Origin of the sequence: Streptomyces sp. NPDC048462 (genome assembly GCF_043200175.1) — a bacterium.
Taxonomy (GTDB): Bacteria; Actinomycetota; Actinomycetes; order Streptomycetales; family Streptomycetaceae; genus Streptomyces.
This window is the reverse complement of the sequence record NZ_JBICXG010000009.1, coordinates 228,092-249,013: the sequence shown is the minus strand read 5'-3', so window position 1 is coordinate 249,013 and position 20,922 is coordinate 228,092. Positions and strand designations below refer to the sequence as shown.

The 20,922-nt window shown below is 73.9% G+C and carries 18 protein-coding genes and 1 tRNA gene; 11 read left to right on the top strand and 8 right to left on the bottom strand.

What is annotated here, in order from left to right:
* Positions 1–127: 127 nt before the first annotated feature.
* Both ACGFU6_RS18190 and ACGFU6_RS18185 read right to left on the bottom strand, forming a co-directional pair.
* Positions 128–1,561, bottom strand: a complete 1,434-nt coding sequence (locus tag ACGFU6_RS18190) for an ATP-binding protein (RefSeq protein ID WP_393611884.1) — start codon at positions 1,559–1,561, stop codon at positions 128–130.
* Positions 1,558–2,268: a response regulator transcription factor gene (locus ACGFU6_RS18185; RefSeq protein WP_393611883.1), complete on the bottom strand. Its 711-nt coding sequence runs from the start codon at positions 2,266–2,268 to the stop codon at positions 1,558–1,560. The genes ACGFU6_RS18190 and ACGFU6_RS18185 overlap by 4 nt, the downstream gene beginning before the upstream one ends.
* Positions 2,269–2,357: 89 nt before the next feature.
* Here ACGFU6_RS18185 and ACGFU6_RS18180 point away from each other — a divergent pair, with 89 nt between their 5' ends.
* Positions 2,358–2,894 (top strand): hypothetical protein, encoded by a 537-nt coding sequence (locus ACGFU6_RS18180; RefSeq protein WP_393611881.1) that lies wholly within the window; start codon positions 2,358–2,360, stop codon positions 2,892–2,894.
* Positions 2,895–2,922: 28 nt separating this feature from the next.
* Here ACGFU6_RS18180 and ACGFU6_RS18175 read toward each other — a convergent pair whose 3' ends face one another.
* Both ACGFU6_RS18175 and ACGFU6_RS18170 read right to left on the bottom strand, forming a co-directional pair.
* Positions 2,923–3,840: a spermidine synthase gene (locus ACGFU6_RS18175; protein ID WP_393611879.1), complete on the bottom strand. Its 918-nt coding sequence runs from the start codon at positions 3,838–3,840 to the stop codon at positions 2,923–2,925.
* Positions 3,841–3,937: 97 nt separating this feature from the next.
* Positions 3,938–4,408, bottom strand: coding sequence for a hypothetical protein (locus ACGFU6_RS18170; protein ID WP_393611877.1), 471 nt, complete (start codon positions 4,406–4,408; stop codon positions 3,938–3,940).
* A 241-nt stretch (positions 4,409–4,649) separates the two neighbouring features.
* Here ACGFU6_RS18170 and ACGFU6_RS18165 point away from each other — a divergent pair, with 241 nt between their 5' ends.
* Positions 4,650–6,014, top strand: a complete 1,365-nt coding sequence (locus ACGFU6_RS18165) for a tetratricopeptide repeat protein (protein WP_393611876.1) — start codon at positions 4,650–4,652, stop codon at positions 6,012–6,014.
* Positions 6,015–6,178: 164 nt separating this feature from the next.
* On the opposite strand, the gene ACGFU6_RS18160 is transcribed toward ACGFU6_RS18165, so the two are convergent.
* On the bottom strand, positions 6,179–6,775 hold the full coding sequence (locus tag ACGFU6_RS18160; protein WP_393611874.1) for a histidine phosphatase family protein: 597 nt from the start codon (positions 6,773–6,775) through the stop codon (positions 6,179–6,181).
* 299 nt (positions 6,776–7,074) lie between these two features.
* Here ACGFU6_RS18160 and ACGFU6_RS18155 point away from each other — a divergent pair, with 299 nt between their 5' ends.
* The 7 genes from ACGFU6_RS18155 (at position 7,075) to ACGFU6_RS18125 (ending at position 13,499) form a co-directional block, all read left to right on the top strand.
* Positions 7,075–8,058, top strand: a complete 984-nt coding sequence (locus ACGFU6_RS18155; protein WP_393611907.1) for a phosphatase PAP2 family protein — start codon at positions 7,075–7,077, stop codon at positions 8,056–8,058.
* Positions 7,952–9,130: a hypothetical protein gene (locus ACGFU6_RS18150; protein ID WP_393611872.1), complete on the top strand. Its 1,179-nt coding sequence runs from the start codon at positions 7,952–7,954 to the stop codon at positions 9,128–9,130. Before ACGFU6_RS18155 ends, ACGFU6_RS18150 begins: the two co-directional genes overlap by 107 nt.
* Positions 9,121–10,728, top strand: coding sequence for a hypothetical protein (locus ACGFU6_RS18145; RefSeq protein ID WP_393611870.1), 1,608 nt, complete (start codon positions 9,121–9,123; stop codon positions 10,726–10,728). Before ACGFU6_RS18150 ends, ACGFU6_RS18145 begins: the two co-directional genes overlap by 10 nt.
* Positions 10,725–12,059, top strand: coding sequence for an AAA domain-containing protein (locus ACGFU6_RS18140; protein ID WP_393611868.1), 1,335 nt, complete (start codon positions 10,725–10,727; stop codon positions 12,057–12,059). Before ACGFU6_RS18145 ends, ACGFU6_RS18140 begins: the two co-directional genes overlap by 4 nt.
* Positions 12,060–12,174: 115 nt before the next feature.
* Positions 12,175–12,516, top strand: a complete 342-nt coding sequence (locus ACGFU6_RS18135; protein ID WP_393611866.1) for a hypothetical protein — start codon at positions 12,175–12,177, stop codon at positions 12,514–12,516.
* Between the two features lie 202 nt (positions 12,517–12,718).
* Positions 12,719–13,435 carry a bifunctional DNA primase/polymerase gene (locus ACGFU6_RS18130; protein ID WP_393611865.1) on the top strand — a complete coding sequence of 239 codons (717 nt, stop codon included), beginning with the start codon at positions 12,719–12,721 and terminating at the stop codon, positions 13,433–13,435.
* A tRNA-Lys gene (locus ACGFU6_RS18125) sits at positions 13,426–13,499 on the top strand. Before ACGFU6_RS18130 ends, ACGFU6_RS18125 begins: the two co-directional genes overlap by 10 nt.
* A 58-nt stretch (positions 13,500–13,557) precedes the next feature.
* Here ACGFU6_RS18125 and ACGFU6_RS18120 read toward each other — a convergent pair.
* Complete coding sequence (locus ACGFU6_RS18120; protein ID WP_393611863.1) at positions 13,558–14,772, bottom strand: M6 family metalloprotease domain-containing protein; 1,215 nt, start codon at positions 14,770–14,772, stop codon at positions 13,558–13,560.
* Positions 14,773–15,201: 429 nt separating this feature from the next.
* Here ACGFU6_RS18120 and ACGFU6_RS18115 point away from each other — a divergent pair, with 429 nt between their 5' ends.
* The gene (locus tag ACGFU6_RS18115) at positions 15,202–17,094 is read left to right on the top strand and encodes a putative bifunctional diguanylate cyclase/phosphodiesterase (RefSeq protein ID WP_393611861.1); all 1,893 of its coding nucleotides are present in this window, start codon (positions 15,202–15,204) and stop codon (positions 17,092–17,094) included.
* A 44-nt stretch (positions 17,095–17,138) separates the two neighbouring features.
* Here ACGFU6_RS18115 and ACGFU6_RS18110 read toward each other — a convergent pair whose 3' ends face one another.
* Positions 17,139–18,044 carry a LysR family transcriptional regulator gene (locus ACGFU6_RS18110; protein WP_393611859.1) on the bottom strand — a complete coding sequence of 302 codons (906 nt, stop codon included), beginning with the start codon at positions 18,042–18,044 and terminating at the stop codon, positions 17,139–17,141.
* 207 nt (positions 18,045–18,251) lie between these two features.
* Here ACGFU6_RS18110 and ACGFU6_RS18105 point away from each other — a divergent pair, with 207 nt between their 5' ends.
* Complete coding sequence (locus tag ACGFU6_RS18105) at positions 18,252–19,676, top strand: MFS transporter (RefSeq protein WP_393611858.1); 1,425 nt, start codon at positions 18,252–18,254, stop codon at positions 19,674–19,676.
* A gap of 117 nt (positions 19,677–19,793) precedes the next feature.
* On the opposite strand, the gene ACGFU6_RS18100 is transcribed toward ACGFU6_RS18105, so the two are convergent.
* Entirely contained in the window at positions 19,794–20,891 is a 1,098-nt protein-coding gene (locus ACGFU6_RS18100; RefSeq protein WP_123525845.1) for an LLM class flavin-dependent oxidoreductase, read from the bottom strand.
* Between the last annotated feature and the right edge of the window lie 31 nt (positions 20,892–20,922).

Genomic DNA, 20,922 nt, shown 5'->3' with positions numbered 1-20,922 from the left:
CGTTCCTGCCTCGTCATACGGAAGTGGGGGATGCGAGAACAAGCTAGCGGCGCCGAATCCCGCATATGCCGTAATTGGGGCCCTCGTTGATGTTCTTAGGGTGGGCTTAAGGAGCCCATCGGCCGGTCTAAAGGTTCGGGCCCGCTCCGGACCGGAACCGGGCCCCCGCGCCCCGCCGGTTCACCGCGCGCCGCTGCCGCCCGACGCGGTGTCCGCGCCGCTGCGGCCGCTGCCCGCCGAGCCCGATCCAGATGCGCACCTCCGTGCCGCCGAGCACCGAGCGCCCGATCCGCACGTCGCCGCCGGTGGACTCCGCGACCCGGCGGACGATGTCGAGGCCGAGCCCGGTCGAGCCCACCGCGCCCTTCGCGCCGCCGCCGCGCGCCATCGCCGCCCTGGGGTCCGCGATGCCACCGCCCGCGTCCGAGACCAGCACGATCACCGCGTCGCCGCTGTGGTGCACGTCCACGGCGAAGGCGGTGCCCTCGGGGGTGTGCCGGAAGACGTTGCCGAGCAACGCGTCCAGCGCCGCCGCCAGTTCCGGGCGGGCCACCGGAATGCGTACCGTCCGCTCCACTCCGGCCAGGCGCACCTCGCGGCCCTCGTCCTCGGCCAGCGCGGACCAGAAGGCCATGCGTTCGCGGATCACCTCGGAGGCGTCGCAGCCGGCTCCCGGACCTGCGGCCTGGCCCTGGGTCTGCGGGCGCTGCTCCCGGGCGGTCCTGATGATCGTGTCGACCTCGCGCTCCAGCTGCTCGACGGCCGCCCGGGTCTGCTCGGCCGCCGGGCCGTCCCCGAGCGAGGCGGCGTTGAGCCGCAGCACGGTGAGCGGGGTGCGCAGCCGGTGCGAGAGGTCGGCGGCCAGCTCCCGCTCGTTGGCGAGGAGCTGGACGACCTGGTCGGCCATGGAGTTGAACGCGACTGCGGCGGAGTGCAGTTCGGTCGGACCCTCCTCCGGCACCCTGGTCCCGAGCCGCCCCTCCCCCAGGTCCTGCGCCGCCCCCGCGAGCCGCCGGGCGGGCTCCACCATGCGTACGCCGAGCCGGTCGGCCACCGCGACCGAGCCGACGATCAGCGCGATGCCGACGCCCGCGAGCATCAGCCAGGCGGTGGTGACCCCGTTGGTGACCTCGTCCTGGGGGACGAACACCTCGACGACGGCGGTGCCGCCGGAGCCGAGGGCGGTGGGCTGGAGCAGCGCCGAGCCGCCGGGCACCTCGGAGATGGAGGCGCGCCCCGAGGCCCGTACGGTCTCCAGGTCCTTGCGGGTGGCGCGCCGGGTGCCGATCTCGACCGCCTGCCGGTCGGCCTCGGCGGCGGCGGGCACGTGGACGGCCATCCGGTCGTCGGCGCCGGGTTCGGTGGTGAGCACGGCCTTCAGCAGTTCGGCGCGGTCGGTGGTGATGGAGAGCGTGGGGGCGATCGTCGCGGCCTGCCGTTCGGCGTCGGAGAAGGCCCGGTCGCGGGCCATCTCCTTGATGACGAGGCCGAGGGGTACGGCGAAGGCGATCACGACCATCGCGGTGACGGCCAGACAGACCTTGACCAGTGCCCACCTCATGCGGGCTGCTCCGGGGGCGCGGCGGGCGGCTGCAGTTTCACGCCGACGCCGCGCAGGGTGTGCAGATAGCGGGGCCTGGCGGCCGTCTCGCCCAGTTTCCGGCGGAGCCAGGAGAGATGGACGTCGATGGTCTGGTCGTCCCCGTACGACTGCTGCCAGACCTCGGCGAGGAGTTCCTTGCGGGCGACGACGACGCCCGGCCGGCCGGCCAGGAAGGTCAGCAGGTCGAACTCCCGCCGGGTGAGGTCGAGGTCGGCGCCGTCGAGTTCGGCCCGGCGCCGCAGCGGGTCGATGGAGAGCCCGCCGACCCGGATGACGCGCGGGGAGGCGGACCGGCCCTCGGAGGCGCGCGAGCGGCGCAGTACGGCGGCCATCCGCGCCGCGAGGTGCTCCACGGAGAACGGTTTGGTCAGGTAGTCGTCCGCACCGTCGTTGAGCAGCCGGACGATCTCGCTCTCGTCGTCCCGGGCGGTCGCGATGATGACGGGCACGTCGGTGATGCCGCGCAGCATCTTGAGCGCCTCCGAGCCGTCGAGATCGGGCAGCCCGAGATCGAGGATGACCACGTCGAACCGGAAGTGGGCGACCTCGCGCAGCGCTTCGAGCGCGGTGCCGACACTCCGTACGGTGTGGGAGGCCTCGGTCAGGTGCCGGATGAGGGCGGAACGTACGAACTGGTCGTCCTCGACCACGAGCACACTTGGCATGGGCGGCACCGTACGCCATCCGGCACCCGACTACAGGCCTCAGGGCCTTTCGCTCGGACGGGGGGCACCCATGGTGCAGGATGTGCCGGATGCAACGAGGACTCGTACACGGGCTCGCGTGGTCGCTCGCCACCGGCGGGGCGGTCACGCTGTCGTGGTGGGGCGTGCACACCGTGATGGCGGGGACGGCGTACGACCCGCCGCGCGCGGTGCCGATCTCCGCGAGCGCGCGGGCGACCACGGAGGCCCTGTCGTCCTCGACGCACCGCCCGGAGCCGTCCCCGTCGCCCAGCGGCGGCAGGCCCCGCTCCGCCCCGAAGCCGTCCGTGAGCACCTCCCCCACCCGTTCGCACGCCCCGGCGGGCACGCCCCGGCCCACCGCGTCGGCCACGGCCACCCCGGCCGGTACGGCGCGGAGTTACCCGACGGACGGCGGACGGGTCGTCTTCGAGCTGGGCGCGGACAGCGCGGAACTGGTGTCGGCGACGCCGGAGCAGGGCTGGTCGATGCGGGTCTGGACGGAGCCGTCCTGGATCCGGGTGAACTTCGCCCGGGACGACGGGACGACGGTCTCGGTGTTCTGCACCTGGAACGGCTACCCGCCGAAGGTCGAGATCGTGACCTGACGGCGCCGCGGCGGCCCGCGGCGGGCGCTCAGTCGAAGGCGGCGGCGGGCGGCAGCGGTGAGGGCCGGGCGCCGGCGTCGTGGACGGGGGCCGCGCCGCCGGTGAAGTCCGCGAGCGCCCGCCCGTGTTCGACGCGCCCCGGATGCGGATCGGTCGCCACCCGGCGGGTCAGCTCGGCGACCCTGGGCGGCACGTCCGAGGCGAGCAGTACGGCGTTGCCGAAGCGCCTGCCCCGGAACACGGTCGGGTCGGCGGCCAGCGCCAGCTCGGGGAAGACCGTGGCGGCGGTGGCGATCTGGCCGCGCAGATGGGCCAGCGGGGGGCCGTCCGCGAGGTTGGCCACGTAGCTCCCGCCGGGCTTCAGGACGCGGCGGACCTCCGCGAGGAACTCGGTGCTGGTGAGGTGGGCGGGGGTCCGGGCCCCGCTGAAGACGTCCGCGATGACCAGGTCGGCCCAGTCGTCCTGGATCTTCCCGAGCCCGGCGCGGGCGTCGGTGGACCGGACCCTGATCCTGGCCTGCGGGTCCAGCGGCAGTTCCCGGCGCACCAGCTGGACGAGGGCCGCGTCCACCTCGACGATCTGCTGGGTGGAGCGGGGCCGGGTCGCCGCGATGTAACGGGCCAGCGTGAAGGCCCCGCCGCCCAGGTGCACGACGTGCAGCGGCTGCCCGGCGGGCGCGGCCAGGTCCGCGATGTGGCCGATCCGGCGCTGGTACTCGAAGGAGAGGTACGCCGGGTCGTCGAGGTCCACGTGGGACTGCGGCGCGCCGTCGACGGTCAGCGTCCAGGCGCGCCTGCGCTCCCGGTCGGGCACCAGCTCGGCGAGACCGCCGTCCACCGGTTCCGAGACGTTGCCCCCGGAACCCCGGGCGGCCTTGCGGTCGGTCCCCCGGTCCGGGCGCTGTTTGCGGTCGCCGGCTCCGCCGGAGGCTCCTCGACGTGCCACTGCCGCTCGTACCCGCTCACTGCTCATCGGTCCGGGGCCGGCCGGGACCGGCCGTGCCGGGGCGGTGGTGCGCACCGCCCCTGCGGACATTATGGGCTCAGCGGCAGTTGTCGGCCGCCTCGATCATCCGGGCGGCCTGGTCGAGCGCGGCCCGCAGCGCGGCCGGGTCGGTGACCGAGGTGTCGTCGGCGGGCGGCAGCAGCCAGCCGCTCCCGGGGACGGGCGGTTCGGCGGGGACCCGGAAACCCCGGCCGTCGGACTGCGTACAGGCACTGCCCGGTACGTCCCAGGCCTCGGCGGTGCCGGACGGCACCAGGAAGCCGAGGGTGGCGCAGCTCCCGTCGTGCAGGACCGGGCCGACGGCCTCCTGGTCGGCGCCGCGGCGCAGGATGTCCACTGCCTCCAGGCCCTGCCGGGCGGGAACGGTCACCACGTCGCAGGGTTCCGCGCCCGGGAGCGAGCCGGACGCGGCCGCCTCCTCGGCGGGTGCCACGGGGCCGGTCGTCGCGGTCGGTGCGGCCGTCGTCGCGGTCGTCCGCGAGCCGGTCGCCATGTCGGTGTGCAACAAGGGACCTCTCCTCTCATCGCCGGGCGGAGCCGGACTCCGTCGCCACATGGACCAACGCGCCGACCGCGTCAAGGGCTACGGCCCCACACCGCCGCAAAGGGTGGCAGTTCATGGCGGATCGTGGGCGAGATACCCGTTTTGTCAGTAAACGCAGCGTGTGCGAGTTGTCACAGCAGGTACGTTCTTGCTCCGCCGGGACACCGGAAACAAACGCCCGGCTCGCACCAGAGAGGGCCCCGCCATGGTGTCGACACGGGCAGTTCCCAACCTCGCCTTCCGGCGGCTGCGCGGACAGCGCTCCGCCGGGGAGTTCGCTGCCGCGGTACGCAGGTCCGCCCGCGAGATCGGCGAGCAGGTCGCGTGCGACGCCCGGTACATCGGCCGCGTGGAGTCCGGCGAGATCCGGTGCCCGAACTACGCCTACGAGCGGGTCTTCCTCCACATGTTCCCCGGGGCGAACCTGGCGGACCTGGGCTTCTCGCCGCGTGAATCGGTACGCGGCCGGGGGGCCCGGCCCGCCGCGGACGCCCCTTCGTCCCCGACTTCGCCGCTGCCCGGCAGCGACACCGACGAGGAGTGCGACGTGCTGCGTCGCGTATTCATGACCAGCGGCTCCACCACGATGGCGGCCGCGTCCCTGAGCCTGGGGCTCGGCGGCGGCATGGCCGCCTCCGTGTCCCTGCCCGCACAGCGCCGGGTCGGCGAGGCCGAGGTGAACGCCGTCGAGAAGGCGGTGCGGCAGATCCGTCTGCTGGACGACCGGCACGGGGGTGACGGCCTGTACCGGCGGGCCTCGCAGCCGCTGCGGGCGGCGTACGCGCTGCTCGACTCCGGGACCGCGACGCGGCGCTCCACGGCGGACCGGCTGCACACCGGGGCCGGTGAGCTGGCGATCTCGGTGGGCTGGCTGGCCCATGACTCGGGCCGGTTCGAGGACGCGCGCTCGCACTACGCGGAGGCGCTGGCCACGGCCCGGGTGGCCGGGGACCACGCGCTGGAGGCGCACGCCTTCTGCAACGCCTCGTTCCTGGCCCGGGACACCGGGCGCTCGCGGGAGTCGGTGCGCGCCGCGGAGGCGGGGCAGCGGGCGGCGCGGCCGCTGGGTTCACCGCGGCTGATGGCGCTGCTCTCGCTGCGGGAGGCGGGGGGCCGGGCCGGGCTCGGGGACCGGACCGGCTGCGAGCGGGCGCTCGGCCGGGCGCACACCGCGTTCGGGCGCGGGCCGTCCCCGTCGGACCCGGAGTGGATGAGCTTCTTCCGGGAGGCGGAGCTGGAGATGCTGGAGGCGCAGTGCTGGTCGGCGCTGGGCGACTGGTCGCGGGCGGCCCGGCACGCGCGGCGCGCGACGCGGCTGCAGGATCCGCACTTCACCCGGAACCTGGCGCTGTACCGGGCCGAACTGACCACGGACCTGGCCCACGCGGGCCTCGCGGAGGAGGCGGCGGCCACGGGCCACCAGGTACTCGACCTGCTGGACCAGGTCCGGTCCTCCCGGATCAGGACGATGCTGGCGGGCGCGGTGGCGGTGCTGCGGCCTCGCGGCCGGGGATCGGTCGACATCACGGACTTCCTCGACCGCCACGGAGCGTCCGCCCCGACGCCGTAGCTACGGGGCGCTTCCAGCCCGTCCGGGGTCCCGGTCCTGCCCTCAAGCGCCGGGCGGGCCGGTTTTCGCAGCCGGTTCGGGTAAGCCAAGCCCGTCCTCAAAAAACGCCGGACGGGCTTGGCTTGCCCGGAACCACACATGGGTTGCCCAAAACCGGGCCGGCGCTACCGTTCCAGGTGGCCCGTGTCGTTCCAGCGTTCCAGGGCCGGCGAACCGTAGGCCCAGCCCAGGACGGACAGCGACGTCGGCTCCAGCCGGATGCGCGCGGCGAACGACACGTCCTCGCCCAGCCACCGCGCCCCCAGTGCCCGCAGGATGTGGCCGTGGGCGAAGACCAGGACGTCGCGGTCGGCGGAGAGGGCCCACTCGATGACCTCGTCGGCCCGGGCCGACAGCTCGGCCAGGGTCTCCCCCTCCGGCACCCCGTCACGCCAGATGAACCAGTCCGGGCGGGCCGCCTTGATCGCGGCCGGCGTCATCCCCTCGTACGCCCCGTAGTCCCACTCCATCAGCGCGTCCCACGGCTCGGCCACCTCGCCGAAGCCCGCGAGCTCGCAGGTCTCCGAGGCCCGCACCAGCGGGCTGGTCCGGACCTCGAGGCCGGGCAGGTCCGCCCACGGGCCTCGGTGCAGCCGCTCCCCGAGCAGCTTGGCGCCCGCGCGCCCGGTGTCGAGCAGGGGGATGTCCGTCCTGCCGGTGTGATTGCCGTTGACGGACCATTCCGTCTGGCCGTGCCGGGCAAGCAGGATTCGCGGTGCCATGTGACGGCTCTCCCTGAAACTGAGACCTCTGATCCTGGATCTGAGATCTTGGACATCGACGGGGACACAACCGTCCGACACGCTACGGATGAACGGTGGGAACGGAACGTCCGGATTTCCATCATCTCGCACACGCACCTGACGCAACCCGGGGGGCCGCATCGGCGTCCCACACATCGCAGACCGAACAGAGCGGCTGAGGGGTGCCGGCGGCACCCCTGGGGGAATCCCGGCCGCACCGCACCGTACGGTTGAACGTCCGCCGTCGGCCGCATGAACACATGATGGAGAACTTCCGGATGCCGCATGCCACCACCGCGCCCGCGCCGCGCCCCCGGCCCCGCTGGTGGACCGAGCTCCCGCTGCTCGCCCTGGTGTACGCGGCGTACTCGGGCGGCAGACTGCTGGTACGCGGCGACGTGTCGACGGCCGTGGACCACGGGCTGCGCATCCTGGATCTGGAACAGACACTCCGCATCAACTTCGAGCACCCCCTGAACCGGCTGCTCACCGCGCACTCGTCGATCGGGATACCCGCCGACTTCGCGTACGCGTCGCTGCACTACCTGATAACCCCCGCCGTCCTCATATGGATGTTCCGGCGGCACTCGCAGGCCTACCGCAGGGCCCGCACCTGGCTGATGACCTCCACCATGCTCGGCCTGATCGGCTTCACGCTGATGCCGACCTGCCCGCCCCGGCTGCTGTCCGCGGGACACGGCTTCGTGGACACGATGGCGCAGTACAGCTCGTACGGCTGGTGGGGCACCGAGGCGAGCGCCCCGCGCGGCATGGGCGGAATGACCAACCAGTACGCGGCGATGCCGAGTCTGCACGTCGGCTGGGCGCTTTGGTGCGGCATCCTCATCTGGCGCCACGGGCGGCATCCGCTCGTCCGCGCGGCGGGCATCGCGTACCCCCTGATCACCATCTTCGTGGTGATGGGTACGGCCAACCACTACTTCCTCGACGCGGTGGCCGGCGCCGCCGTAATGGGCTTCGGCGCCCTGCTGGCCCGGCCGGTGACCCGGCTCGCCAACAAGGTCGCCGACGCGGCCAAGGCCCGCTTCGTACGGGTGAGCCCGGCCACGGACTCCCCGGATGTCAGTGCCGGATGCAAGACTTCCGCGGGTGAGCGAATCCCCGGCCAGCGGACCTCCTCCGCAGATCCCACCGATGCCGCGGCACCGGCAGGTCCACCTGCCCCGGCCGACGTCCCCGCCGCGGCCGGAAGCGCGGCGGGACGGTCCGCCGGCGGTGACACTGCGGCGGCGGCTCGCTGAGCTGAGGGGCCCGGCCGTGGCGCCCCGTCCGCTGGACGCCCGCGCACTGGCCGCCCTGGCCGCCAACCCCGGCTGCAAGCGGCGCGCCCTGCTCGACGGGGCGGGTGTCGACAAGGCCGCCCTGGCCACCGCGCTCGGTTCACCGGCCCCCTTCGGCCAGTCCCAGTTCGCCTTCATGCGGGGCAACGCCTTCGAGGCCAAGGTCAAGGCCGACGGCGGTACGGAGCTGATGCGGCTGCTGCACGAGCGGCTCGGCGGCCCCGGCGAACCGCCGCGCGACGTCGCGGTGCCCGATCTCAGCGCCGCCGGCCCCGAGGGCCGCGCCGCGCGCACCGCGCTGGCCCTGCGGGAGGCGACCGGATCGGGCGGCTGGGCGCTCCTTGACCACCCGATGCTGGCCCTGGAGGTGGCGGGCTCGCCCGCCTATCTGGAACCGGACGCGGTGGTGGTGCACCCCGACGGCACCTGGACCGTCGTCGAGATCAAGTCCTTCCCGATGATCGACGGCTCCGCCGACGCGGCGAAGGTCGGTGCGGCCGCCCGCCAGTCCGCGGTCTACGTGCTGGCGCTGGAGCGGATCGCCGCCGCCACCGACGGGGCGGAGGTCGGCCACCGGGTACTGCTGGTCTGCCCCAAGGACTTCTCCAACCTGCCGGCCGCGTCCGTCGTGGACGTGCGCAAGCAGCGTGCGGTCACCCGCCGCCAGCTGACCCGGCTCACCCGGATCGACGACATCGCGGCAACCCTGCCCGAAGGCACCACCTTCGACCCGGAGCGCTCCCCCGAGGAGCTGGACCGCGCCGTCGAGTCGGTCGCCGCGGCATACGCGCCGGAGTGCCTGGCAGCCTGCGAACTGGCCTTCCACTGCCGGGGCCGGGCCCGCACCGAGGGCGCCGTGGAGGCGCTGGGGCGCAGCGTGCGCGGTGAGCTCGGCGGGCTGACCACGGTCGGCGCGGTGCTGGCCGCGGCGGCCGGCAAGGAAGGCGATCCGGCGGATCCGACGGTCTCGGCGCTGCGCCGCGCCGCCGCGCTGCGCGCCGAGGCGCTGGAGAGCGGGTCCTCGTGCCACTGATCTCCACCCTGGCCAGGCTGGAGGCCGTGGAGAGCGGCCGCGCGCAGCCGCTGGCCACGGTCCGCCACCGCCGCCTCACCGACCGGCCGCTGGTCCTGGTGCCGCTGACCACCGCGGGCGAGGCGGGCGCCCCGCTCGGCGCGCTCGTCGGCACCGACCGGGACGCGCCCCGGCTGCTGGTCGTGGCCCAGCCGCGCGACCGGGACCTGCGGTTCGCCTTCCTCGCGGAGCTGGCCGAGGCGGTCCTGCCGCACATCGAGTCGTACGCCGATGTGGTCGAGCCCGCCGAACGCAGTGAGAGCGACCCCGCGACCGGCAAGAAGGTCAAGGTCGAGACCGAGCTGTGCACGGACGCCGCGCAGCTGATCGTGCCGAGCCGGGCGGGCATCGAGTTCATCCGGCTGCTCGGCCGCTCGATGCGGTTCCGGCGCACCGCCGAGGACGATCCGGACACCCCGTATCCGGCGCCCGCCCGCGTGCCGCTGCTCGGCCGCTGGCTCACGCACTACGGCGAGCGCGCCCGGGTGCCGGGCTCCTCGCTGCTGCTGGCCTGCACCGATCTGCTCAACCGGCACTGGGCGAGCGGCCAGTCCAGCCTGGAGGACCAGCATCTGGGCGCCCTGCTCTCCTGGGTCGACCCGCCGGCCGGCGTATCCGGGGCGGAGGCGGCGCTCCGGGCCGAGCTGGCCCGGGACGGCGCGGGGCAGCTGCTGTGCCCGCCCGCCGGACCGGCCACCGATCCGGACTTCGACAACCGGCTGCTGGCCCCCGCGATCGAGCGGTACGACCGGGCGCGCACCGCGCTGGCCGCCGCCGAGGACGGGCTGGCGGCCGATGCCGGGCTCGCCGCGCTGACGGCGGCCGAGCGGGAGATCGGGGCCCTGCTGGCGAGTGTGCTGCGGCCGACCTGGGACGCCGTGTGGCGGGGTCTGGACCTGCTGCGGGAGCTGCCCGAGGGTGCCAGGGCCGGGGACCGCTGGACGCGTGACCGCTGGTCGTTCACCGGCCACCGCGACCGGGTGCGGTCCGGGGAGCCGCCGCAGCCACGCCGGGACGACGCGGTGACGGCGGCCCGCAAGCTCGCGTCCCGGGAGACCGCCCAGGCGCAGCTGGAGGCCCAGGAGGCGCTGGACGATCCGCTGGTGCTGGCCGGCCGGCGCCTCGCGGGCGAGGCGTTCCTCGGGGAGGTGAAGGCGGTGGAGATGACGTACACCGAGTCCAAGCGGCCCTCGCCGCGCCCGCTGGTCACCGTCCGCACGGGCGAGCAGCCGCAGCTGGGTGAGCGGGTCAAGGTCTACCGCTCGCTGGACGGCAAGCCGCAGACCGCGGAGTTCGCCGGGTACGGGCCGGCGGAGGAGGGCGAGCCGCCCGCGCTGGTGCTGCGGATCACCGACAGGATGGGCCGGGGAAAGGAGCCGGCCCCGGGGTCCGTCCCGGAACCGGGCGACAGGATCGCCTGGACCCTGTTCGAGCACGATCAGCGCGGCGGCCCGAAGCTGCCGGACCCGGAGGAGACCCCGTGGACCCACGGCGGCCCGCCGGGCGCCGACGCGACGGCCGAGCGCCCCGACCCCGTGACTCCGGAGGACGTGCTGTGAGCGACCGACTCGACCCGGGGGCGGCGGCGGGCCGGGCCACCGCCCAGATCCTGGACGACACGCTGAACGGCACGGCGCGCGGCATCGTGGTGGACTCCCCGCCGGGCGCGGGCAAGTCGACCCTGGTGGTGCGTGCCGCGCTCGAACTCGCCGCGGCCGGGCGCCCGCTGATGGTCGTCGCGCAGACGAACGCCCAGGTCGACGACCTGGTGGTGCGGCTGGCCGAGAAGGACCCCGGGCTGCCCGTCGGCCGGCTGCACAGCAGTGACTCCGACCCGTACGACAAGGTGCTGGACGGGCTGGAGAACGTCCGCAAGTCGGCGAAGGCGGCGGATCTGGCCGGGCTCGACATCGTCATCTCGACGGCGGCCAAGTGGGCCCATGTGAAGAACGTCGAGCCGTGGGGCCACGCGATCGTCGACGAGGCCTACCAGATGCGTTCGGACGCGCTGCTGGCCGTCGCCGGGCTCTTCGAACGGGCGCTGTTCGTGGGCGATCCGGGCCAGCTGGACCCGTTCTCGATCGTCGGCGCGGACCAGTGGGCGGGGCTGAGCTACGACCCGTCCGCGAGCGCGGTCTCCACCCTGCTGGCGCACAATCCGCAGCTGCCGCAGCGCCGGCTGCCGGTCTCCTGGCGGCTGCCCGCGTCGGCCGCGCAGCTGGTCTCGGACGCGTTCTACCCGTACACCCCGTTCCGCAGCGGTACGGACCACGGGGACCGGCTGCTGTCGTTCGGTGTCGGGTCCGACGGTTCGGCGGCTGACCGGGTGCTGGACGAGGCGGCGGAGTCCGGCTGGGGGCTGCTGGAGCTGCCGGCCCGGCACACCCCGCGCACGGACCCCGAGGCGGTGCGGGCGGTGGCCACGGTGGTGCGCCGGCTGCTGGACCGGGGCGGCGCGGCCACCAGCGAGCGCTCCCCGGACCCGGCCCCGGTGACGGCGGACCGGGTCGCGGTCGGCACGGCCCACCGCGACCAGGCGGCGGCGGTGCGGGCGGCGCTCGCGGAGCTGGGGGTGACGGGCGTGGCGGTGGACACCGCGAACCGGCTCCAGGGCCGCGAGTTCGATGTGACGGTGGTCCTGCACCCGCTGTCGGGGCGGCCCGACGCCACCGCGTTCCACCTGGAGACGGGCCGGCTGTGCGTACTGGCCTCGCGCCACCGGCATGCCTGCATCGTGGTGTGCCGCGCGGGCGTCGCGGAGCTGCTCGACGAGCACCCGTCGACGGAACCGGTCCAGCTGGGCGTCACGGTGAAGTTCCCGGACGGCTGGGAGGCGAACCACCGGGTGCTGGCGCACCTGTCGGAACACCGCGTGCGCTGGGGGCGTTGAGCCCGGGGGCGCGGGAAGCGGTCCGGCGCACGCCCCCGGACAGGCCCCGGGCGCCCTTGCGGCGGGCTGGACAATAGAGGGTGGCCGTCGGGCCCACCGGAGGAGGAACAACCACATGGCACAACCCGAGCGGAACGAGCGGCAGCGGCTGCGCCCCGCCCCCCTGCTCTTCGAGCCGTCGGCGTCGGTCGCCGATCCGGAGCACTTCTTCGACCTGGAGTCGATGGAGGATCCGAAGGAGCTGCTGAGCCGTTCCACCGAGCTGGCCCTGGCGTTCCGCGCCGCGACCGACCGGGCCGTCGAGTTCCAGGCGATCGCGGCCGCCCAGCTGGCCGACCCGCGCCGGTTCGACCGGCTCACCACGGCGGAGATCGCCCAGCGGGCGGAGTGGACCGAGGACTACGCGACGAAGATGGTCGAGTTCGGCAGGAGCCTGCTGAACGACCCCAGGCCCTGAGCCGCCGAGGTGCCGGCGTACGGACCCGCCGCCCGGCCTGCTCGCGGCTCCGGCGTGCTGCCCGCCGCCTCCCGCCCGGTGCCCGCTCCGGGTAGAACCGCTGGCATATGCCCGGGGGCAAGATACTCCTCACCACCCCGGCCTGTCCCGGTTTCCGGCAACTCTCGGAATCCGCTTGATCACTCCCGGTAGACCTGTGTGCATGACCGCATGGCTGCCAGACGAAACGACCCTGCATCACGGCGACGGCCCCTACCGGGAGGACCGGGCCGCTGACGTGTTCGCCGTCCTGCGCGAGCAGGCCGGTAACCAGACGGCTCAGGTGACCGCGGCCGGGGCCGCCTGGCTGGCCGGCGCGGCCGCGTATCCGCGCAGCGCCCTGAGCCAGTGGGAGTCGCACCCGTCCGCCCCCGGCGTGCTGCCGTGCGGTTCGGCCTTCGACGTGGTGAACGTTCCCACGCTCTTCGGACGCCGGATGCTCGAACACCTCTGGGCGGACGGTCCGGGCTCCGGGCCGGTCGCCCTGCACCGGGGCCGGATGCTGCTCTTCGCCTCCCCCGGGACCGCCCAGCGGCTGCCCTCGCTGCTGGACTGGGAGGAGTGGGGCGGGGGTCCCGCGTCCCGGTCCGAGAGGGGCGCGGCGGGGCAGGAGGAGAGCGGCCGGAAGATGCCCCCGCTGCTCTGTCACGGCACCGGGGACGCGGTGACCGTACCGCCCCTGACCTGCGGGCCGAACGCCTCGGGCCCCCGCTGGGTGGTCGCCCCCGACACCCGCAGCCCGTGGCTGCCGGGGCCCGACGTACTGCTCTGGGCCTGTGTGCGGGTGGCCCGGTCGGTGCCCTCCTCGGGGCCTCGTATTTCGATTTTTCCTCCCGCCGATCAGGGTGCTAAGGTCTACGACGTCAGCAGGCGCCGCTAGCTCAGTTGGTTAGAGCAGCTGACTCTTAATCAGCGGGTCCGGGGTTCGAGTCCCTGGCGGCGCACAGACGGAAGAAGCCCCCTCGCGAGAGCGAGGGGGCTTTTTCGTATGGGCCGGCCCTCTTACGTTCCGGTGGTGATCCGGACGGTCCAGGCGCCGGACGGGGTCCGGTCGGCGACCTCGATCGTGGTGTGCCCGCCGGGGACGGAGAACGTCTCACCGACCCGCAGCGGGGCGTCCGCGAGCGGCGGGTAGACCGACTGGTCCCAGCAGGCGTCGGTGCCGGGGTGGGTGTCGATGACGTCGACCGGCCCGCCGCCCGACGGGGTCTCGTTGCGGATGCGGTAGAGCAGCACGCCCTCGCTGCACGTCGACCGGTCGTTGCCGGTGGCGCTGCGGGCCTCGATCCCCACGGCGCTGCCCTCGCCCGTCCTGATCACCGCGAGCCGGGTCCCGATGGAGGCGCCGGGCACCGGCACGGCCGCCATCGGTTCCAGGGTCACCACCCGGTCGCTCTGGACGCAGACCACCTGCCGGTCATCCAGCCAGCCCAGCTTCCACTTGTGCCAGCCGAAGAGATCGGGCGCGAGCCCGAACTGGCTGCCCATCACGTCCCAGTCGCCGACGTAGGTGTCCCAGTCGCCCTTGCCGTCCTGCGGCCGGTGGTAGAGGTCGGGCAGGTCGAAGACGTGTCCGGTCTCGTGGGCCAGCACGTTGTGGTCCGGCGGGTGCTGTTCGAAGACCGTGACGACGCGCCTGATGTCCGTACCGTCGGCGTGCAGCGGCCGGTCGAAGTTGACGACCTTGGTGGCGTCGGAGTCGACGCCCGGGGCGTCCGGGTCCGCGACGAGGTAGACGATGTCGTACTTCGAGAAGTCCACCTCGGGGTCGGCCGCGGCGATCGCGTCGTGCAGATAGGCACTGCGCCGGTCGCCGGCCCAGTCACGCCTTATGCCGTAGCGGACCGACGGATCCGGCATCTGGATCCACCGCTTCTGCGGGTGCGGGCGCAGGGTGAACTTCCCGTACGAGGCGCGCTGGAAGAACCGGGTGGTGGCGGGGAAGTAGTCGGAGGTGAGCTCGGCGGGGGTGGTGAGCGGCCGGGAATCCGGGAACGACAGGAAGACCATCACCGCGTCGAGCGGATGGTCGGGGCGCGGGTAGGCGCCGTTCCACTCGTCGAGGCCCAGCGAGTGGTGGGCCTCGGTCCGCGGCAGCGCGCAGGCGGCGGCCGCCCCGGTGGCGGCCGCGGCCGGCCCCGCGACCAGGGAGGTGGCGGCGACCGCCAGCAGGGAGATCAGGCCGGCCGTCACAGCGCGCGGACTCGGCCTCACCACTCCTCCGGGTCCGTGCTGACGCGGCACATCTACCTCCGGGTGCGGGGTGCGGACGCCTGGGACCTTCAGCACCCTCCCGACCACCCTGTGGCGGTTCGGGCGTTACGTCCTGTTGAGCTGCCCCAGTCGGGTCAGTGGCCAGGACACGTACCTCCTTCACGGACAGTCACAATCGATCACCGATGCAACCGGAGAGAACAGAGCCGCGCAGAAACGATCAGGTGTGGGCAAACCGGATCTGCGCGCGAATGGCCCATGCATATCGGGCGCGCAGCACGGAACGGTCGGGGCGCTGGAACGGCCGAGCCGCCAGCCTCTATGCTTCACCTCGCTTTCCTCCGCGATTTCCGCCCCTGACAACGGCGCTCCACGCGGCGGGCCAGTCCGACCAGACCTGTCCGGGACAGAACTGCATGGCGGGAGCGAACGGTGAGCGCAACCTCCGATGGGGCGAGGCCCCCGGCAGGCACAGCGGCCTCTTCCCCACGACCACCGGTCACGGAGCGTCATGAGTCATGGCCCGCCGAGGGGACCGGGGCCGAGCGCACCGGGGAGACGGCGGTGTCCGAGCCGCACGACTACCGGGCCGCCTTCCTCGCCGCCACCCTCCCGATGGCCGTCGTCGACCACGAGGGCCTGATCGTCACCGCGAACGAGGCCCTCGCCACCCTGGTCGGCATCACCGGGCCCGCGCTCACCGCGCAGTCCGCCTCCGATCTGGTCGACCTGGCGGCGGACGGCCGCACCTGGCACGCCTACCGCGAGGTGCTGCACGGCAGACGCTCCCGCTTCCGTTGCACCCGCCGGCTCAAGCACCCCGACGGGCGCTCCCTGTGGGCCGAGATCACCGTCGTACCGATGCCGGGCGCCCATGCGCCGGAGCCCGGCGCCGCGCCCGGCCAGGTGCTGCTCTCGGTCGCGGACGTCAGCGACCGGCGCGAGCTGCAGAAGCGGCTGCGCCACCTGCAGATGCACGATCCGGTGACCCGGCTGCCCAACCGCACCCTGTTCTTCGAGCGGCTCTCGGCCGTCCTGGAGACCCCGCCCTTCCAGGACGACACCCGTCCCGAACGCGGCCGGATCGGGCTCTGCTACCTCGACCTGGACGGCTTCAAGGCCGTCAACGACACCCTGGGGCACCGGATCGGGGACCGGCTGCTCGCCGCCGTCGCCGCCCGGCTCACCGACTGCGCCGAGCAGGAGGGCCCGCACCCCAGCGGCGCCCCGCTGGTGGCTCGTCTGGGCGGGGACGAGTTCGCGATCCTGGTCGAGGAGTCCACGGGCACCCGGCAGCTGACCGAGCTCGCCCGCACCGTGCTCGCCGCGCTCCAGAAGCCCTTCGACCTGGCCGGGCAGCGGCTCTCCGTCTCGGCGTCGATCGGCGTGGTGGAGCGGCCCGTGGCGGGCACCTCGGCCACCGGTCTCATGCAGGCGGCCGACACGACGCTGTACTGGGCCAAGGCGGACGGCAAGTCCCGCTGGACCCTCTTCGACCCGGAGCGCAACGCGCACCGGATGACACGTCAGGCGCTCTCGTCCAACCTCCGCCCGGCCGTGGAGCGCGGCGAGTTCACCATCGAGTACCAGCCGCTGGTCGGCATGGCCGACGGGGTCGTGCGCGGGGTGGAGGCGCTGGTGCGCTGGAACCACCCGCAGTTCGGCATGCTCTCGCCCAACCGGTTCGTCGCGATCGCGGAGGAGGACGGCTCGATCGTGCAGCTGGGCCGCTGGGTGCTGCGGGCGGCGTGCCGTCAGGCCCGGCGCTGGCAGCTCGACCACCCGGCCGAGCCGCCGCTGTTCATCAGCGTCAACGTCGCGGTCCGCCAGGTCTGGGACTCCGATCTGGTGACCGATGTGGCGGAGATCCTCGCGGAGACCGGCCTGGCCCCGGCGCTGCTGCAGCTGGAGCTGACCGAGTCCGCGGTGATGGGTTCGGCGGGCCGCCCGCTCCAGTCCCTCCAGGCGCTCAGCGACATGGGCGTCCGCATCGCCATCGACGACTTCGGCACCGGTTACTCCAACCTCGCCTACCTGAGCCGCCTGCCGGTCTCCGTACTGAAGCTGGACGGCGCCTTCGTGCGCGGCTTCCGGTACGAGGACGGCACGCATCCCAGCCCCGCCGACGAGACGATCGTCGAGGCGATGGTCCAGCTGGCCCACCGGCTGGGCCTGACCGTCACGGCGGAGTGCGTGGAGACGGCCGGCCAGGCGGAGCGGCTGCGCCGGATCGGCTGCGACACCGGGCAGGGCTGGCTCTACTCGCGCGCGGTCGCCCCGGAACGCATCGCCGAACTGCTGGGCGCCCGCGCGCTGGAGGCCTGAGGCGCCGGACGCGCGCCGGAGGCCTGGGACGGCGGGCCCGGCGCTCAGCCCCCGTCCGGGTCCGGCCGCAGCTCCAGACAGCTGCGCACGAAGTCCCGTACCGCGGCGGGGACCACGGGCGTACGGGGCCAGGCGACTCCCACCCGGGACGGGCTGACCCCGCTGACCTGGCGGTAGACCACGTCGGGGCGCTGGTAGAAACGCGCCGTGGCCTGCGGGGTGAGGCTGACGCCGTCGCCGTTGGCGATCGCGTTCAGCCACTCGTCGGGGTTGTGCGCGACGGCCCCGACCGTCACCGGCCGCCCGCCCCGCTCGTCCGATGCCAGCCAGTACTCGCGCCACCGGCCCGAGGCCTGCGGGGTGGCGACGAACGGCTCGTCGAAGAGGTCCGCGAACGCGATCACCTCCTGACCGGCCAGCCGGTGGCCGGCGGGCAGGGCCACCCACCGGTCCTCGGTGATCAGCACCTCGACGTCCAGCGCCTCCTCGCCGGGGAACGGCAGCCGCAGCAGCGCGGCATCGGCGTCCCCGGACGCGAGACCCGCCGTCGGGTCGTCCCAGGGGGTCTGGTGCAGCTGGACCCGCCAGCCCGGCCGCCGCCGGACGAAGTCCGCGATGATCCGCTGCGTCAGCTCGTTGGCCCCGCTGGCGACGAAGCCGACCCGCAGCACCCGGTCCGCGCGGCCGGCGGCGCTCTTGACCGTACGGAGGGCGGAGTCCCAGGAGTCGAGCACGGCGGGGACCGACGCCGCGAGCGCCGCCCCCGCATCGGTGAGTGCCATACCGGCCCTGGACCGGGTGAACAGCGTGGCGCCGAGCAGCGTTTCGAGCTGCTTGATCTGTTTGGTCAGGGCGGGCTGCGAGATGAACAGCCGCTCGGCCGACCGGGTCAGATGGCCCTCCTCGGCGACGACGGCGAAGGAGCGGAGCAGCCTGGTGTCGACATCCATGCCCCCAGGTTATGGAAGCGGGTATTGGACCGGCCGGGCGGTGCGGGCCGAAGCTCGTATCCGTAACCACCGCGCCGCACCGGGAAGTTGGCAGCGGATCGCCGGGCACCTGGCTGATCAGCGCCTTCCGGGCGGGCGACGCGGCCGGCAACGCACGACACGACCTGGCGGCCGGCACCAGTCCTGCGAACCGCTGAGAGGCTCCCGATGACCACCGTCACCTCACCGCCGTCCGAGGACACCCGGACCGCCACCACTGGCCCCGGGGCCGCCGCGCTCGGGCTGCGCGGTCTGCTGATCCTGATCACCCTGTGCGGGGCCACGTTCATGACCGGTCTCGACTACTCGATCATCACCATCGCCCTGCCGGAGATCGGGCGGGATCTCGGCTTCGCCTCCACGGGCGGCCTGCAGTGGGTGGCCACCGCCTGTCTGCTGCCCACCGCCGGGCTGCTGCCGCTCTTCGGCCGGCTCTCCGACCTGGTCGGCCGGCGCAGGCTCTTCGTCCTGGGCGCCGCGCTGTTCACCGCTCTCTCGCTGCTGGCCGCCGCCGCCACCGGACCGGCACTGCTGATCACCGCACGGGCCGGACAGGGCATCGCCGCCGCGATGATCGGACCGACCGCGCTCGCCCTGATGACCGCCTCGTTTCCCGAAGGACCGCAGCGCACCGAGGCGCTGGGGATCAACGGAGCACTGCTCTCGCTCGGCTTCGTGACCGGCACCATCGGCGGCGGGCTCATCACCAGCGGACTCGACTGGCGCTGGACGATGCTGCTGCTGGTACTGATCGGCTCGGCCGTCCTCGTCGGCGCGCTGACCGTGCTCCCCGCATCCGCCGACACCCGCCGCGCGGGCCGTCTCGACGTGCCGGGCGCCCTGCTCTCCGGCGGGGGCCTCTTCGCCCTGGTGTACGCCATCTCGACCGGCGCCGACGCCGGCTGGACGAGTGCGCCGACGCTGACCGCGCTGACCGCCGCGGTGGCGCTGCTCGCGGCCTTCCTCGTCACGGAGTCCCGGCACAGCGCGCCGCTGGTCCCGCTCGGGCTGCTGGGCCGCCGCACGGTCAAGTGGAGCGCGCTGGTCGGGCTGATCACCTTCTCCATGTGCGGCGGCGCGACGCTGCTGCTGAGCCTGTACATGCAGGACGTACTCGGCTGGTCGCCGCTGGCCACCGGCTTCGGCTTCCTCGCCGAGGGTGTGGCCGCGCTGGTCGCCGGCACGCTGGCCTCCCGGGTGATCGCGGCCCGGGGCACGACGGCCACGATGGTGACCGGCCTGCTGGTCCAGGCGGTGGGCACGGGTGCGATGGTCCTGCTGCCGGCCCACGGCAGCCTTCCGCTGCTGCTAATCACGTCGGGACTGATGGGATTCGGTCATGTCCTCGCGGTGGTCGCGTTCATCTCGACGCTGACCTCGGGGCTGCGGGACGACGAGCAGGGCGTGGCGGGCAGCCTCGCCCAGATGCCGCAGTTCGTGGGCGCCATCGGTGTCGCGGGGCTGGCCGCCGTCGCCGGCTCGGGCACCACGCTGCTGGCCGGTCTGCACGCGGCGCTGCTGGTGGCCGGCGGCACACTGCTGGCCGGGGTGCTGGTCGCGGCGGTGTTCCTGCGCCGCGGGCCGCGGAGCTGAGCGGATGACCGGGACACGGACCCGGCCACGGGAACGGGAACGGACACGCCGAAGCCGGTCCGGCCCCTCCTCGCGAACGCGAGAGGGGGCGGACCGGCTTCTTCGGTGCGGCTCGGGTCAGGCTCCCGGCAGCCCGTACGCGTCCGCGATCAGCCCGTAGCTGCGCAGCCGGGCTTCGCCGCCGTGGGCGTTGGCGGTGATCATCAGCTCGTCGGCGCCGGTGCGCTTGGCCAGGTCGTCGAGGCCGGTGCGGACCTCGTCCGGGGTGCCGTGGACGATGTTGACGAGCCAGCTGTCGACGAACTCGCGCTCCATCGGGGTGAAGGCGTACGCCTCCGCCTCCTCGGGCGTCGGGACGAGGCCGGGGCGGCCGGAGCGCAGCCGGAGCATCGACAGGGCGCCGGTCAGCACCTGGCGGCGGGCCTCGCGTTCGTCCTCGGCGGCCAGGGCCGCGACGCCGATCAGGGCGTACGGGGCGTCCAGCACCGCGGACGGCCTGAAGGACTCCCGGTACAGCTCCAGGGCCGGGATGGTGTTCTGGGCCGAGAAGTGGTGGGCGAAGGCGAAGGGCAGGCCGAGCATGCCGGCCAGCCGGGCGCTGAAGCCGGAGGAGCCGAGCAGCCACAGGGGCGGGCGCCCCGGGGACTGGACGCCGCCCTCGGCGGTGGCCTGGACGGGGCCGGGGACCGCGTGGATGCGGGCGTAGGGGTGGCCGTCGGGGAAGTCGTCGTCCAGGAAGCGGGTCAGCTCGGCCAGCTGCTGCGGGAAGTCATCCGCACCCTCGTTCAGCCGTTCCGTGCGGCGCAGGGCGGCGGCGGTGGCGCCGTCGGTGCCGGGGGCGCGGCCGAGGCCGAGGTCGACGCGGCCGGGGGCCATGGCCTCCAGGGTGCCGAACTGCTCGGCGATGACGAGCGGGGCGTGGTTGGGCAGCATGACACCGCCGGAGCCGAGCCGGATGCGCTCGGTGTGGGCGGCGGTGTGGGCCAGGATCACGGCCGGCGAGGAGGAGGCGACGCCGGGCATCGAGTGGTGTTCCGCGACCCAGTAGCGGTGGAAGCCGCGCCGCTCGGCGAGCTGCGCGATCTCGACCCCGGTGCGCAGGGCCTGGCTCGCGGTGCCGCCCTGGCCCACGGTCACCAGATCGAGCACGGAGAGCGGAACGGGTGCCGTTCCCTCCGCCTTGCCACGGATCTCGTCGCCTCGAATCTCGTCCACGTCCTGACCTCTCCGATGGTGCTCGTATGTC